This is a genomic window from Burkholderia latens (genome assembly GCF_902499045.1).
Classification (GTDB): domain Bacteria; phylum Pseudomonadota; class Gammaproteobacteria; order Burkholderiales; family Burkholderiaceae; genus Burkholderia; species Burkholderia latens.
Genome location: NZ_CABVPL010000041.1, coordinates 1 through 15356, shown reverse-complemented (window position 1 = coordinate 15356; position 15356 = coordinate 1). Strand labels below are relative to the sequence as shown.

General features: G+C 68.7%; 13 protein-coding genes. 6 read left to right on the top strand and 7 right to left on the bottom strand.

The annotated features are described in order from the left end of the window. Positions 1 to 92 precede the first annotated feature (92 nt). The 6 genes from BSE24067_RS23465 to proC all read left to right on the top strand — a co-directional run bounded on the left by BSE24067_RS23465 (position 93) and on the right by proC (position 7222). Positions 93 to 1502, top strand: coding sequence for an FAD-binding oxidoreductase (locus BSE24067_RS23465; RefSeq protein WP_151064463.1), 1410 nt, complete (start codon positions 93 to 95; stop codon positions 1500 to 1502). A 38-nt stretch (positions 1503 to 1540) separates the two neighbouring features. Beyond that, the gene (locus BSE24067_RS23460; protein WP_151064462.1) at positions 1541 to 3034 is read left to right on the top strand and encodes an FAD-linked oxidase C-terminal domain-containing protein; all 1494 of its coding nucleotides are present in this window, start codon (positions 1541 to 1543) and stop codon (positions 3032 to 3034) included. Between the two features lie 145 nt (positions 3035 to 3179). After that, entirely contained in the window at positions 3180 to 4268 is a 1089-nt protein-coding gene (gene glcE / locus BSE24067_RS23455) for a glycolate oxidase subunit GlcE (protein ID WP_151064461.1), read from the top strand. A gap of 7 nt (positions 4269 to 4275) precedes the next feature. Beyond that, on the top strand, positions 4276 to 5502 hold the full coding sequence (glcF, locus tag BSE24067_RS23450) for a glycolate oxidase subunit GlcF (protein ID WP_151064460.1): 1227 nt from the start codon (positions 4276 to 4278) through the stop codon (positions 5500 to 5502). A gap of 157 nt (positions 5503 to 5659) precedes the next feature. Further along, entirely contained in the window at positions 5660 to 6358 is a 699-nt protein-coding gene (locus BSE24067_RS23445; RefSeq protein WP_151064459.1) for a YggS family pyridoxal phosphate-dependent enzyme, read from the top strand. A gap of 51 nt (positions 6359 to 6409) precedes the next feature. Continuing rightward, positions 6410 to 7222 (top strand): pyrroline-5-carboxylate reductase, encoded by an 813-nt coding sequence (gene proC, locus BSE24067_RS23440; protein WP_151064458.1) that lies wholly within the window; start codon positions 6410 to 6412, stop codon positions 7220 to 7222. A 99-nt stretch (positions 7223 to 7321) separates the two neighbouring features. Here the strand turns inward: proC and ubiA are convergent, their stop codons facing one another. From ubiA to recG, 7 genes are all read right to left on the bottom strand, one after another. Beyond that, positions 7322 to 8194: a 4-hydroxybenzoate octaprenyltransferase gene (gene ubiA / locus BSE24067_RS23435; RefSeq protein WP_151064457.1), complete on the bottom strand. Its 873-nt coding sequence runs from the start codon at positions 8192 to 8194 to the stop codon at positions 7322 to 7324. Positions 8195 to 8457: 263 nt separating this feature from the next. Then, entirely contained in the window at positions 8458 to 8946 is a 489-nt protein-coding gene (gene dpsA / locus BSE24067_RS23430) for a non-specific DNA-binding protein DpsA (protein WP_040143454.1), read from the bottom strand. A 119-nt stretch (positions 8947 to 9065) separates the two neighbouring features. Continuing rightward, entirely contained in the window at positions 9066 to 9221 is a 156-nt protein-coding gene (locus BSE24067_RS23425) for a hypothetical protein (RefSeq protein ID WP_170297458.1), read from the bottom strand. Positions 9222 to 9324: 103 nt separating this feature from the next. Then, positions 9325 to 11511 carry a catalase/peroxidase HPI gene (katG, locus tag BSE24067_RS23420; protein WP_151064456.1) on the bottom strand — a complete coding sequence of 729 codons (2187 nt, stop codon included), beginning with the start codon at positions 11509 to 11511 and terminating at the stop codon, positions 9325 to 9327. Positions 11512 to 11814: 303 nt separating this feature from the next. Next, entirely contained in the window at positions 11815 to 11982 is a 168-nt protein-coding gene (locus tag BSE24067_RS23415; RefSeq protein WP_170297457.1) for a hypothetical protein, read from the bottom strand. A gap of 74 nt (positions 11983 to 12056) precedes the next feature. Next, positions 12057 to 13016, bottom strand: a complete 960-nt coding sequence (locus BSE24067_RS23410) for a LysR substrate-binding domain-containing protein (RefSeq protein ID WP_151064455.1) — start codon at positions 13014 to 13016, stop codon at positions 12057 to 12059. Between the two features lie 135 nt (positions 13017 to 13151). Then, positions 13152 to 15356 (bottom strand): ATP-dependent DNA helicase RecG (gene recG / locus BSE24067_RS23405; protein WP_174904868.1); only part of this gene is annotated, 2205 nt, incomplete at its 5' end.

Here is a 15356-nt window from a genome sequence, read left to right as displayed (position 1 = left end):
ACGCGATTATCGCAGCCCGCGGCGGGCGCCGCAGCAGGCGTTGCAGCGTAGAATGGGCCGAAAGTTCGACAAGCAGCCGTCAGGAGACATTCGTGAATCACCCCGACACGCCGGCCGCCACGCGCCGCCCCCTCCCCCCCGCAATGCTCGATGCGCTGCGCGCCGCCTTCGGCGAGCGCGTGTCCACCGCCGACGCCGTGCGCGCCCATCACGGCCGCGACGAGTCGCCGTTCGATCCGCAACTGCCCGACGCCGTCGTGTTCCCGCACAGCGCCGAAGAAGTTCGCGAGGTCGTGTCGCTGTGCGCGCTCTACGGCGTGCCGCTGATCCCGTACGGCGCCGGTTCGTCGCTCGAGGGGCACCTGCTCGCGGTGCGCGGCGGCATATCGCTCGACCTGTCCGAAATGAACCGCGTGCTGTCGATCAACGCGGAAGACCTGACCGTCACCGTCGAGCCGGGCATCACGCGCAAGGCGCTCAACGAAGCGCTGCGCGACACCGGCCTGTTCTTTCCGATCGATCCGGGCGCCGATGCGAGCATCGGCGGGATGACGGCGACCCGCGCATCCGGCACCAACGCGGTGCGCTACGGCACGATGCGCGAGAACGTGCTCGGCCTGACCGCGGTGCTGGCCGACGGCCGCGTCGTGAAGACCGGTTCGCGCGCACGCAAGTCGTCGGCCGGCTACGATCTCACGCGGCTGTTCGTCGGCTCCGAAGGCACGCTCGGCGTGATCACCGAGATCACGCTGCGCCTGCATCCGCTGCCCGAAGCCGTGTCGGCCGCGATCTGCACGTTCCCGTCGATGGGCGACGCGGTGCGCACCGTGATCGAGACGATCCAGATCGGCGTGCCGATCGCCCGCGTCGAATTCGTCGACTCGCTCGCCGTGCGTTCGATCAACCGCCACTCGAACCTGACGCTCGCCGAAGCGCCGACGCTGTTCTTCGAATTCCACGGCACGGAAGCCGGCGTAAAGGAGCAGGCCGAACTCGTGCAGGCGCTCGCGGGCCAGAACAACGGCCAGGGCTTCGAATGGGCGACCCGCCCGGAGGATCGCACGCGGCTCTGGGCCGCGCGCCACAACGCCTATTTCGCGATGCTGCAGCTCAAACCGGGCTGCCGCGCGGTGACGACCGACGTGTGCGTGCCGATCTCGCAGCTCGCCGCGTGCGTCGAGGAAACCGAAGCCGACCTGCGCGCGTCGTCGCTGCCCTGCCCGATCGTCGGCCACGTCGGCGACGGCAACTTCCACGTCGCGATCCTGATCGACCCCGACAAGCCGGAGGAAATCGACGAAGCCGAACGCATCAACGACCGGATCGTCGAGCGCGCGCTGCGCCTCGGCGGCACCTGCACCGGCGAACACGGCGTCGGGCTGCACAAGATGCGCTTCCTGCCGAAGGAGCACGGCGACAACGCGATCGACACGATGCGCGCGATCAAGCTCGCGCTCGATCCGCGCAACCTGATGAATCCCGGCAAGATCTTCACGTGCTGACCCGGCGGCGCGACGACGCGCCGCACGCAGGAGACCGAATGAACGCTTCCGTCGAACTGTCGAGCGCGACGCGCGCGCAGCGCCAGCGCGAGGTCGTGCAGGCGCTGATGGCCGTGCTGCCGACGCATTGCCTGCTGTACCGCGACGAAGACACCGCGCCATACGAATGCGACGGCCTGTCCGCGTACCGGCGCCTGCCGCTCGCGGTCGCGCTGCCCGAAACCGAATCGCAGGTGCAGCGGATCGTCCAGATCTGCCGCCGCATGGAGGTGCCGATCGTGCCGCGCGGCGCGGGCACGAGCCTGTCCGGCGGCGCGCTGCCGATCGCGAGCGGCGTCGTGCTGTCGCTCGCGCGCTTCACGCGCATCGTCGAGGTCGACCCGTACGCGCGCACGGCGACCGTGCAGCCCGGCGTGCGCAACCTCGCGATTTCGGAAGCGGCCGCACCTTACGGGCTCTATTACGCGCCGGATCCCTCGTCGCAGATCGCGTGCACGATCGGCGGCAACGTCGCGGAAAATTCCGGCGGCGTCCACTGCCTGAAGTACGGGCTGACCGTGCACAACGTGATGCGCGTGCGCGCGGTCACGATCGACGGCGAGATCGTCGAATTCGGCTCGCTCGGCCTCGACACGCCGGGCCTCGAGCTGCTCGCGGTGATGATCGGCAGCGAAGGGATGTTCGCGATCGTCACCGAGGTCACGGTGAAGCTGATCCCGAAACCGCAGACCGCGCAGCTCGTGATGGCGAGCTTCGACGACGTCGTGAAAGGCGGCGAGGCGGTCGCGGCGATCATCGCGTCGGGCATCATCCCGGCCGGGCTCGAGATGATGGACAAGCCGGCCACGCAGGCCGTCGAGGCGTTCACGCACGCGGGCTACGACGTCGACGCGAAGGCGATCCTGCTGTGCGAATCGGACGGCACGCCGGAAGAAGTGGCCGAAGAAATCGTGCGGATGACGGCCGTGCTGCGCGAGCATGGCGCGACGCGCATCCAGGTGTCGCGCAACGAAAGCGAGCGGCTGCGCTTCTGGTCCGGCCGCAAGAACGCGTTCCCGGCCGCCGGACGCATTTCCGCCGACTATTACTGCATGGACGGCACCGTGCCGCGCCGCGCGATCGGCCCGCTGCTCGCGCGCATCGAGCAGCTCGAGACGCGCTACGGGCTGCGCTGCATCAACGTGTTCCATGCCGGCGACGGCAACATGCATCCGCTGATCCTCTACAACGCGAACGATCCGGACGAGCTGCACCGCGCCGAACAGTTCGGCGCGGAAATCCTCGAATGCTGCGTGGAATTCGGCGGCAGCGTGACGGGCGAGCACGGCGTCGGCATCGAAAAACTGAATTCGATGTGCGTGCAGTTCTCGCCGCAGGAGCGCGACGCGTTCTTCGCGGTCAAGCGCGCCTTCGATCCGGCCGGGCTGCTCAACCCCGACAAGGGAATCCCGACCCGCGCGCGCTGCGCCGAATACGGCCGCCAGCACGTGCGCGGCGGGCTGCTGCCGCACCCCGGGCTGCCGCGCTTCTGAGCGGTGCGCGGCCCGCGCCGATGCGCGCTGCGTGCGCGTGGCGGCGCGCGCATGCCATGCTGATACGGGGCTTAGGGATAGTCGCGATGTGCAATCGCGCCACCCCGGTACAATCGACCGGACAACAACGAGGCAGCAACGGAACATGGAAGAGGACGACATCGTCGCCGGATGGGCCGAGCGCATCCGCGCCGCCAGTGCCAACGGGCGGCCGCTGCGGATCCGCGGCGGCGGCACGAAGGACTGGTACGGCCAGGCGCTGGACGGCGAAATACTCGACACGCGCGCGTTTCAGGGCGTCCTGTCGTACGATCCGGCCGAACTCGTCGTCACGGTCCGCGCGGGCACGCCGCTCGCGCAGCTGGAAAGCGTTCTCGCCGAATGCGGCCAGATGCTGCCGTTCGAGCCTCCGCACTTCGGCCGCGCGGCCACCGTCGGCGGCTGCGTCGCGGCCGGCCTCGCGGGGCCGCGCCGCGCGACCTGCGGTGCGCCGCGCGATTTCGTGCTCGGCGTCACGCTGATGAACGGGCGCGGCGAAGTGCTGCGCTTCGGCGGCCAGGTCGTGAAGAACGTCGCCGGCTACGACGTGTCGCGGCTGATGGCCGGCTCGCTCGGCACGCTCGGGCTGATGCTCGACCTGTCGATCAAGGTGCTGCCGGTGCCGGTCGCCGAAGTCACGCTGAAGTTCGAGATGACCGCGACCGACGCGGTGCGCAAGCTCAACGAATGGGGCGGCCATCCGCTGCCCGTCAGCGCGAGCGGCTGGCGCAACGGCACGCTCGTGCTGCGGCTGTCGGGCGCGGAGGCGGCGGTGAAATCGGCGAAGACGCTGCTCGGCGGTGAAGTGGTCGACGCGGTCGAGGCCGAGCGCTTCTGGGCCGGGCTGCGCGAGCACACGGACCCGTTCTTCAACGGCATCCCGCCCGGCTACGCGCTGTGGCGCCTGTCGCTGCCGTCGATCACCGAACCGATGCATCTGCCCGGCACGCAGCTGATGGAATGGGGCGGCGCGCAGCGCTGGTGGATCACCGACGCCGACGCGCAGACGGTACGCATGAGCGCGAAGCAGGCCGGCGGCCACGCGACGCTGTTCCGCGCCGGCGACGCGTACGACCGCAGCGCGGGCGTGTTCACGCCACTGCCCGCGCCGCTGATGAAGATTCACCGCGGGCTGAAGAGCGCGTTCGATCCGGCGCGCATTTTCAACCGTGGCCGGCTCTATCCCGATCTCTGAGGGTTGGATGCAAACGAACCTCGCCGATTTCATCCGCAACACGCCCGACGGCGACGAGGCCGACGCGATCCTGCGCAAGTGTGTGCATTGCGGCTTCTGTACCGCGACGTGCCCGACCTACCAGCTCCTCGGCGACGAACTCGACGGTCCGCGCGGCCGCATCTACCTGATCAAGCAGATGGTCGAAGGCGCACCCGTCACGCGCAGCACGCAGCAGCATCTCGACCGCTGCCTTACGTGCCGCAGCTGCGAGACGACCTGCCCGTCCGGCGTCCAGTACGGGCGGCTCGTCGAGATCGGCCGCAAGCACGTCGAGGCGCAGGTGGAGCGCCCCGCGCAGCAGCGGCTCATGCGCCGCGCGCTCGCGAGCGTCGTGCCGAATGCGGCGCTGTTCTCGCCGATGATGCGGCTCGGCCAGCACGTGCGGCCGCTGCTGCCGAAGCGGCTGCGCGACAAGGTGCCGCCGCGCACGCGGCTGCTCGAATGGCCGCAACGCACGCACCCGCGCAAGATGCTGATGCTCGCCGGCTGCGTGCAGCCGTCGATGCTGCCGAACATCAACATCGCGACAGCGCGCGTGCTCGACGCGCTCGGCGTCGAGACGATCGTCTCGCCCGACGCGGGCTGCTGCGGCGCGATCCGCCTGCACCTGAACTATCACGACGACGCGCTCGACGACGCGCGCCGCAACATCGACGCCTGGTGGCCGCACGTCGAACAAGGCGCCGAGGCGATCGTGATGAACGCATCGGGATGCGGCGCGACGGTGCTCGAATACGCGCACCTGCTGCGCGACGATCCGGCCTATGCGGAAAAGGCGCAGCGCATCGTCGCGCTGACGCGCGACATCTCCGACGTGCTGCTCGCGTTCGAGGCCGAGATCGCGACGCTCGCGCGCCGCCGCGCGATCCATACCGTCGCGTACCATCCGCCGTGCACGCTGCAGCACGGCCAACAGTCGCGCGGCAAGGTCGAACGCCTGCTCGAGACGCTCGGCATCGATGTGCGGCTGCCGGCCGACAGTCATCTGTGCTGCGGGTCGGCCGGCACCTATTCGCTGACGCAGCCGTCGCTCTCGTACCGGCTGCGCAAGCAGAAGCTGCTGAAGCTGCAGGCGCTCGAGCCGCAGATGATCGTGTCCGGCAACGTCGGCTGCATCGCGCACCTGCAAAGCGGCACGCAGATTCCCGTCACGCACTGGGTCCAGCTCGTCGAGCATCTGCTGTACGGCTGACGCAACGGGCCGGCCGGCCCCGCGCGGCGCGCCCTCCGTATAATGAGCGAGTCGCGATGCGCGGCGCGCCGTGCCGCATCGGCTGCCGCATCCCGCGTCACGTTCGTCACCGTACTTGCCGCCGTACTCGCTTCCCGTGCCTGCTTCCGTGCCCGTCATGTCCGATTTCGCCGCCCGTCTCGACTCCGTCCACCGCCGCATCGCCGACGCCGCCCGCGCGGCCGGCCGCGATCCCGCCACCGTCTCGCTGCTCGCCGTATCGAAGACGTTTCCAGCCGACGACGTGCGCGCCGCGCATGCGGCCGGCCAACGCGCATTCGGCGAGAACTACGTGCAGGAATCGGTCGACAAGATCGACGCGCTCGCCGATCTGCGCGCCGAGCTCGAATGGCATTTCATCGGGCCGCTGCAATCGAACAAGACGCGCGCGGTCGCCGAACGGTTCGACTGGGTCCATTCGGTCGACCGGCTGAAGATCGCGCAGCGCCTGTCGGAACAACGCCCCGCGCACCTGCCGCCGCTGAACGTCTGCGTGCAGGTGAACATCAGCGGCGAGGCGTCGAAGAGCGGTGTCGCGCCAGCCGACGTGGCCGAGGTCGCGCGCGCGATCGCCGCACTGCCGGCGCTGCGCGTGCGCGGGCTGATGGCGATTCCCGAACCGGCCGGCGACGTCGATGCGCAGCGCGCGCCGCATCGCGCCCTGCGTGCGCTGTTCGACGCTTTGCGCGCCGAAGGGCTGCCGCTGGACACGTTGTCGATGGGCATGTCCGCCGATCTCGAAGCCGCGGTGCTCGAAGGCGCGACGATCGTGCGCGTCGGCACCGCGATCTTCGGCGCACGCGACTATTCGCGCTGAGCGCCACCCGCTTTCCGCGTTTCCGTTCACTTACTTGCTCAATCGGACATCATGAAAATCGCATTCATCGGCGGCGGCAACATGGCCGCGGCCTTGATCGGCGGCCTCGTCAAGCGCGGCGTCGCCGCTGACGGCCTGTACGCCATCGACGTCAACGAGGACGTCCGCGCGCGCGCCGCGCAGCAATTCGGCATTCGCACCGGCGCGGCCGTCGACGCGACGCTCGCCGACTACGACGCGATCGTGCTCGCGGTGAAGCCGCAGGTGCTGAAGGACGTCGCGCAGGCGCTCGCGCCGCATCTGAAGTCGCAGCTCGTGATCAGCATCGCGGCCGGCATCCGCGGCACCGACCTCGCACGCTGGCTCGGCGACTACGCGCGCGTCGTGCGCACGATGCCGAACACGCCGGCGCTGGTCGGGATGGGCGTGACGGGCCTCGCCGCGCTGCCGGGCGTCGACGCGGCCGGTCGCGAACTCGCGTCGAGCGTGCTCGGCGCGGTCGGCGAGATCGTCTGGTTCGACGACGAAGCCCAGCTCGACGCGGTCACGGCGATCTCGGGCAGCGGCCCGGCTTACGTGTTCTATTTCATCGAAGCGCTGCAGGAAGCCGCGCGCCGCCTCGGCATGAACGACGAACAGGGCCGCGCGCTCGCGGTCGCGACGTTCGCGGGCGCCGCGCAGCTCGCCGCGCAATCGGGCGAGCCGGCGAGCGTGCTGCGCGAGCGCGTGACGTCGAAGGGCGGCACGACGGCCGCCGCGCTCGCGTCGTTCGACGCGCAGGGCGTGAAGGAAGCGATCGTGCGCGGCGCGCTCGCGGCCGAGGCGCGCGCGAAGGAAATGGGCGACGAGCTCGGCCGCGCGTAAGCGCGGCGACCAACGCCGCACGTTCCCTGCACCGACAACAAAAAAGCGGCCGCGGCCGCTTTTTTGTTGGCATCGCGCGCCGGCGAGGCGCGTGCAGCGTCAGTTGCCAGCAGCGCCGGCCAGCAGATAGTGCGCGGCAATCCCCGCGAACAGTGCGCCGCCGAGCCAGTTGTTGTGCCGGAACGCCGCGAAGCACGGCATCCGCTCGCGATCCTTGATCAGCGTGTAGTGATACAGCGCGCAGCCCACCGCCGCGGCCCAGCCGGCCCAGTACGCGAGACCGAAGCCGAGCGTCACGCCGATCCACACGTAGATGCCGAGCGTCATCGCGTAGCACAGCATGACGGCCGCGACGTCGAAGCGGCCGAACGTCAGCGCCGACGTGCGGATGCCGATCTTGATGTCGTCGTCGCGATCGACCATCGCATATTCGGTGTCGTACGCGACCGACCAGAAGATGTTCGCGACGAGCATCACCCACGCGAGCATCGGCACCGTGTCCTGCACGGCCGCGAACGCCATCGGGATGCCGAAGCCGAACGCGATGCCGAGATACGCCTGCGGAATCGCGAAGAAACGCTTCATGAACGGATACGATCCGGCGACGAACAGCGCGACGACCGACAGTTCCTTCGTCAGCGTATTGAGCGGCAGAATCAGCAGAAACGCGACGAACGACAGCACGACCGCGATCGCGACGGCTTCCCACGCGCGGATCTTGCCCGACGTGAGCGGCCGATCGGCCGTGCGCTTCACGTGACGGTCGAAATCGCGGTCCGCGTAGTCGTTCATCGCGCAGCCGGCCGAGCGCATCAGCAGCGTGCCGAGCACGAAGATCACGAGCAGCGGCCAGCGCGGATGGCCGTCTGATGCGATCCATAACGCGTTGAGCGTCGGCCACAGCAGCAGCAGGCTGCCGATCGGCTTGTCCATCCGGACGAGCCGCAGATACAGGGGAAAGCGGGCAAGCATGGCGAAGCACCGGGGAGAGAATCCCGGCATTTTAGAGCCGAGCGGCGGTTCGCGTCATGTCGGGGCACCCCGCGGTTGCGCGCCGCGGCCCGCGCGGTAGCCGCCCGCCCCGCAGCAAGCGGGCGGGCGGCCGATGCGAGTCAATCAAGGGACGGATGCCGAGCCCGACGCCGGCAGCCGGCGGCCAATCCGGCGCTCGGCTCGGCTGCGGAGCGCTCGGCGCGGCGCCGGCCGCGCGGGACCGATGGGCGGCCGCGCGGGGCTTACGCGAGCAGCGACCGCAGCATCCATGCGGTCTTTTCATGCGTCTGCAGACGCTGCGTGAGCAGGTCGGCGGTCGGCTCGTCGCTCGCCGCATCGGCGATCGGGAAGATTTCGCGCGCGGTGCGCACGACCGTCTCGTGCCCTTCGACGAGCTGGCGGATCATTTCTTCGGCCGCCGGCACGCCGTTGGCCTCCGGCACCGACGACAGCTTCGCGAAATCCGCGAACGTGCCCGGCGCAACGACGCCGAGCGTGCGAATGCGCTCGGCGACCGAGTCGACCGCGAGCCACAGTTCGTTGTACTGCTCTTCGAACATCAGGTGCAGCGTATTGAACATCGGACCCGTGACGTTCCAGTGGAAGTTGTGGGTCTTCAGGTACAGCGAAAACGTATCGGCGAGCAGGCGCGACAGGCCGTCCGCGATCTTCTTGCGGTCCTTGTCGCTGATGCCGATGTTGATCTGCGTGGCGTTGCCTTTCTTGGCCATCTTCGGGACTCCCATTCGAAATGTTGAACCGACGAAAATGCGTATAGCAATCCGCATGCCGCATCGCGCGGCATCCGTTCGCAGCTTGCCAGTCTAGCGCGGCGAGCGAATCCGTGCGCTCAACCGCCGGCGCCCGCGACGAGCGGCGCGAGCGCGTGCAGCGCCTGCGCGATCAGCTCGGCTGCGCCGCCGATGACGATCGCGAAGCCGACGATGCGCCGCGCCAGCTCGGCCGGCGTGTACGCAGCGCGCATGTTCAGGATCATTTGCGTCATGATCGTGACTCCTTCGACTGAAGGTTGAATCGGAAGAAAAACGGCCGGTCGTGCGACCGGCCGTTTCACGTTGCAACGTGACGGCGTTACCGCGTCACGGAGTTCACGCGAGGTCGAAGCGGTCGAGGTTCATCACCTTGTTCCAGGCCGCGACGAAATCGCGCACGAACTTCTCGTTCGCGTCCGCGCTGCCGTACACCTCGGCCAGCGCACGCAGCTGCGAGTGCGAGCCGAAGATCAGGTCGACGCGCGTGCCGGTCCACTTGACCTGGCCCGTCGCGCGGTCGCGCCCTTCGAACACGTCGTTCGCGCCCGACACCGGCTTCCACTCGGTGCCCATGTCGAGCAGGTTCGCGAAGAAGTCGTTCGACAGCGTGCCCGGACGATCGGTGAACACGCCGTGCTTCGAGCCGCCGACGTTCGCGCCGAGCACGCGCAGGCCGCCGACCAGCACCGTCATCTCCGGCGCCGTCAGCGTCAGCAGCTGCGCCTTGTCGACCAGCAGCGCCTCGGCCGGCGTCTTGTACGCGCCCTTCAGGTAGTTGCGGAAACCGTCCGCCACCGGCTCGAGCACGGCCATCGCGTCGACGTCGGTCTGCTCCTGCGACGCGTCCATCCGGCCCGGTGCGAACGGCACCGTGATCGCGACGCCCGCGTTCTTCGCGGCCTGCTCGACGCCGGCCGCGCCGGCCAGCACGATCAGATCGGCGAGCGACACCTTCTTGCCGCTCGTCTGCGCGTCGTTGAACGCCTTCTGCACGCCTTCGAGCGTCTCGAGCACCGCCGCGAGCGCCGCCGGCTGGTTTACTTCCCAGTCCTTCTGCGGTGCGAGGCGGATCCGCGCGCCGTTCGCGCCGCCGCGCTTGTCCGAACCGCGGAACGTCGACGCGGACGCCCACGCGGTCGACACGAGCTGCGATACGCTCAGCCCCGTCGTGAGGATCTTCGCCTTCAGCGCGGCGACGTCGGCATCGTCGATCAGCGTGTGGTCGACGGCCGGGATCGGGTCCTGCCACAGCAGTTCTTCAGCCGGGACTTCCGGGCCGAGATAGCGCGCACGCGGACCCATGTCGCGGTGCGTGAGCTTGAACCATGCGCGCGCGAACGCGTCGGCGAACTCGGCCGGGTTCTCGTAGAAGCGGCGCGAGATCTTCTCGTAGGCCGGATCGAAGCGCAGCGACAGGTCGGTCGTCAGCATCGTCGGACGATGCTTCTTCGACGGATCGAACGCATCCGGAATCACCGCATCGGCATCCTTCGCGACCCACTGGTGCGCGCCGGCCGGGCTCTTCGTCAGTTCCCATTCGTAGCTGAACAGGTGCTTGAAGAAGTCGTTGCTCCACTGCGTCGGCGTCGACGTCCACGTGACTTCCAGGCCGCTCGTGATCGCGTCGCGGCCCTTGCCCGATGCGTACGTGCTCTTCCAGCCGAGACCCTGCTCCTCGATGCCCGCCGCTTCCGGCTCCGGACCGACGTTCGACGCGGGGCCCGCGCCGTGCGTCTTGCCGAACGTGTGGCCGCCGGCGATCAGCGCGACCGTCTCTTCGTCGTTCATCGCCATCCGCGCGAACGTCTCGCGGATGTCGCGCGCCGCCGCGACGGGGTCGGGGTTGCCGTCCGGGCCTTCGGGGTTCACGTAGATGAGGCCCATCTGCACGGCCGCGAGCGGGTTCTCGAGCTCACGGTCGCCCGAGTAGCGGCTGTTCGGGCCGCCGCTCAGTTCGAGCCAGATCTTTTCCGAGCCCCAGTAGACGTCGTCCGGTTCCCACGTGTCCGCACGGCCGCCCGCGTAACCGAAGGTCTTGAAGCCCATCGATTCGAGCGCGACGTTGCCGGTCAGGATCATCAGGTCGGCCCACGAGATGTTGCGGCCGTACTTCTGCTTGATCGGCCACAGCAGCCGGCGCGCCTTGTCGAGGTTCCCGTTGTCCGGCCAGCTGTTCAGCGGTGCGAAGCGCTGCTGCCCGCCGCCCGCGCCGCCGCGGCCGTCGGCGATCCGGTACGTGCCGGCGCTGTGCCAAGCCATCCGGATGAACAGACCGCCGTAATGGCCGAAGTCGGCCGGCCACCAGTCCTGCGACGTCGTCATCAGCGCGTGCAGGTCGCGCTTCACCGCTGCGAGGTCGAGCTTCTTGAACGCTTCCGCGTAGTCGAAATCCGGGTCCATCGGATCGGACAGCGCCGAGTGCCGGTGCAGGATGTTGAGGTTCAGCTGGTTCGGCCACCAGTCCTTGTTCGACGTGCCGCCGGCCGCCGTGTGGTTGAACGGACATTTCGATTCGGTCGACATGCTTTTTCTCCTTTACTTGCTCGTGGGCCCCCACTTGCCGGGCGCGGTTCGTGGAGCATTGCGGGGGTGAAACGGAACAGGTTGATCCTGTCGTGCTACGGGGTGCCAGGGGCGGCTTTGGTTTGGGCTTCGTAGATCTCGGACATGCAACAACGCTCCTTCATGGCCGGACGACGGGTGAAGCGGCGGAACACCGGACCGGCGCGCGGCGGCACTCATCCGCCATACACGCGATCCGCCAGGTATGCGAATGCAATCGGCCGAAGACTGCGGACCGCGGCCCTCGCACGACTGACGACCTCGTCACGCGACGGGATGTTCCGTTGCGCGTGCTGCAATACCGACCGCATCATGACATCCTCCTTTGACGCTTGCATTCAGCGTGCGGAACGGGCTTGTCGCCATGACGACCCGATCCATGCGAAAGATTGTATTTTCTTCTATCAAATATTTGAAGTTGATAAATTTCATCTATTCGATAGGGAAAAATAAACGGGGTCGTAAGACCCCGTCCATCGGACGCCGGCACGCAGCGCACGCGCGACTCAGTTCATCGTCGTCGGCATGTCGAGCTTCGCGACGCCCGGCAGCTCGCACGCGGCGATCGCCTCGCTGATCGCGTCGATCGCCGGCATCCGCGTGAAGCTCTTGCGCCACACGAGCACGACGCGGCGGTCGGGCACCGGTTCGTGGAACGGCACGTACGACAGCAGTTCCGCGTCGGGGCCGTTCGCACGCGGGCCGACCTCGGCGACCGACATCCGCGGCAGCACCGTGATGCCGACGCCGCTCGCGACCATGTGGCGAATCGTCTCGAGCGACGAGCCCTCGAAGGTCTTCTGGATGCCGTCGGCCGTCTGCGAGAAGCGCATCAGCTCCGGGCACACGCCGAGCACGTGATCGCGGAAGCAGTGGCCGTTGCCGAGCAGCAGCATCGTCTCCTGCTTCAGGTCCTCGGCGTCGATCTCGTCGCGCTTCTCCCACGGGTGGCCGGCCGGCAGCGCGACGACGAACGGCTCGTCGTACAGCGGCCGCACCATCAGGCCGGTTTCGGGGAACGGGAGCGCCATGATCGCTGCGTCGATCTCGCCCTGCTTCAGCAGTTCGAGCAGCTTCAGCGTGTAGTTTTCCTGCAGCATCAGCGGCATCTGCGGCACGCGCTGGATCATCTGCTTGACGAGCGTCGGCAGCAGGTACGGCCCGATCGTATAGATCACGCCGAGGCGGAACGGGCCGACGAGCGGATCCTTGCCCTGCTTCGCGATCTCCTTGATCGCGAACGTCTGCTCGAGCACACGCTGCGCCTGTGTGACGATCTGGTCGCCGATCGGCGTCACGCTCACTTCGCTCGCGCCGCGCTCGAAAATCTGCACGTTGAGCTCGTCTTCGAGCTTCTTGATCGCCACCGACAACGTCGGCTGGCTCACGAAGCATGCTTCGGCCGCTCGGCCGAAATGCCGCTCGCGCGCCACCGCGACGATGTATTTCAGTTCAGTCAGGGTCATTGTGGGTCAATCAGAGATATACAGGCGATAGGTTTAATTTATACACCTGTTGGCACCGGTTCGCCAAGTTTCTCTGCATCGCGATACGCCGAATGTGCGGGGAATGGCGGTTTAAATCCGACCCCGATTGCACGATCACGCCTTCAGATACTGCTCGCGCGCACCGAGCCAGCGCGCCAGGTGCTGCGTGACCACGTCGGGATACGCGGCGATCAGTCGCGCGGCCGCGTCGCGGGCCGGGTCGATCAGCCAGCCGTCGGTCTCGAGATTCGCGAAGCGCAGCATCGCCGCGCCCGACTGGCGCGCGCCGAGGAATTCGCCGGGGCCGCGGATCTCGAGGTCGCGCCGCGCGATCTCGAAGCCGTCGGTAGTCTCGCGCATCGTCTTCAGCCGCTCGCGGCCGGTGAGCGACAGCGGCCCGCTGTACAGCAGCACGCACACCGACGCCGCGGTGCCGCGCCCGACGCGGCCGCGCAGCTGGTGCAGCTGCGCGAGGCCGAAGCGTTCCGCATGCTCGATCACCATCAGCGACGCGTTCGGCACGTCGACGCCGACCTCGATCACGGTCGTCGCGACGAGCAGCTGCACTTCGTTGCGCGTGAACGCGTCCATCACGGCCGCCTTGTCGGCCGGCGACAGCCGCCCGTGCACGAGCCCGACCTTCAGCTCGGGCAGCGCCGCGGCGAGCGTCTCGTAGGTTTCGACGGCGGTCTGCAGCTGCAGCGTCTCGCTTTCCTCGATCAGCGGGCACACCCAGTACACCTGGCGGCCGGTCAGCGCGGCCTCGCGCACGCGCGCGATCACCTCTTCGCGCCGCGCGTCGCCGACGACGCGCGTGAGCACCGGCGTGCGGCCCGGCGGCAGCTCGTCGATCGTCGACACGTCGAGATCCGCGTAATACGTCATCGCGAGCGTGCGCGGAATCGGCGTGGCCGACATCATCAGCTGGTGCGGCTGGAAGTCGCGCGCGCCGTTGGCCGCGTTCGCGGCTTTCGCGCGCAGCGCGAGACGCTGCTCGACGCCGAAGCGATGCTGCTCGTCGACGATCACGAGGCCGAGCCGCGCGAATTCGACGGTGTCCTGGATGATCGCGTGCGTGCCGATCACGAGCTGCGCGGTGCCGAGCGCCGCCGCCTCGACCGCCGCGCGCTTCTCCTTCGCCTTCAGGCTGCCGGCCAGCCACGCGACCGACACGCCGAGCGGTTCGAGCCACGCGCGCAGCTTGCGCGCGTGCTGTTCCGCGAGAATTTCGGTGGGCGCCATCAGCGCGGCCTGGTAGCCGGCATCGATCGCCTGCGTCGCGGCCAGCGCCGCGACGACCGTCTTGCCGCTGCCGACGTCGCCCTGCAGCAGCCGCTGCATCGGGTGCGGCAGCGTCAGGTCGTGCGCGATCTCGTCGACGACGCGCGCTTGCGCGCCCGTCAGCGTGAACGGCAGCGCGGCGTACAGGCGCGTCGTCAGCGCATCGGCGTCGGCCGCGGTGCGGCGCGGCATCGCGGGCGCCGCGCGCGTGCGGCGCTCCTCGTGCGCGCGCTTGAGCGACAACTGCTGCGCGAGCAGCTCCTCGAACTTGATGCGCGTCCACGCCGGATGCGAGCCGTCCATCAGCGCGGCTTCGTCGGAGTCGACGCCCGGGTGGTGCAGGATCCGCACGGCCTGCGCGAGCGTCGGCACGCCGAGCGGCTTCAGGTAGTCGCGCTCGATCTCCGGAGGCAGCAGCTCGGGCAGCGGCGTGCGCTCGACCGCGTTCTCGATCGCCTTGCGCAGGTATGCCTGCGACACACCGGCCGTGCTCGGATAGACGGGCGTGAGCACCTGCGGCAGCGGCGCATCGGCTTCGACGACGCGCACGGCCGGATGCACCATCTCCATCCCGAAAAAGCCGCCGCGCACGTCGCCGCGCACCCGCAGCCGCTGGCCGACGGCCATCTGCTTGACCTGCGACCCGTAGAAATTGAGGAAGCGCAGCACCAGCTGGTCGCCGTCGTCGTCGCGGATCTTCACGACGAGCTGGCGGCGCGGCCGGTATGCGACCTCGTTGTCGAACACGACGCCTTCGGTCTGCGCGACGCCGCCCGGCAGCAGTTCGCCGATCGGCGTCAGCGTGGTTTCGTCCTCGTAGCGCATCGGCAGGTGCAGCACGAGATCGATCGAGCGCGTGAGGCCGAGTTTCGCGAGCTTGTCGGCGGTCTTCACGGGTTTGTCCGCGGCCGGCTTTTTCTTGCGCTTCGTGCCCGATGCGCCGGGTGCGCCAGATGCACCCGAGGCCGCCGCTTCGTCGCCGTCCGCCCCCGGCTCGACGGCCGGCGCGGCTGCGGCCGGCTGCGCGAGCCGCCCGTC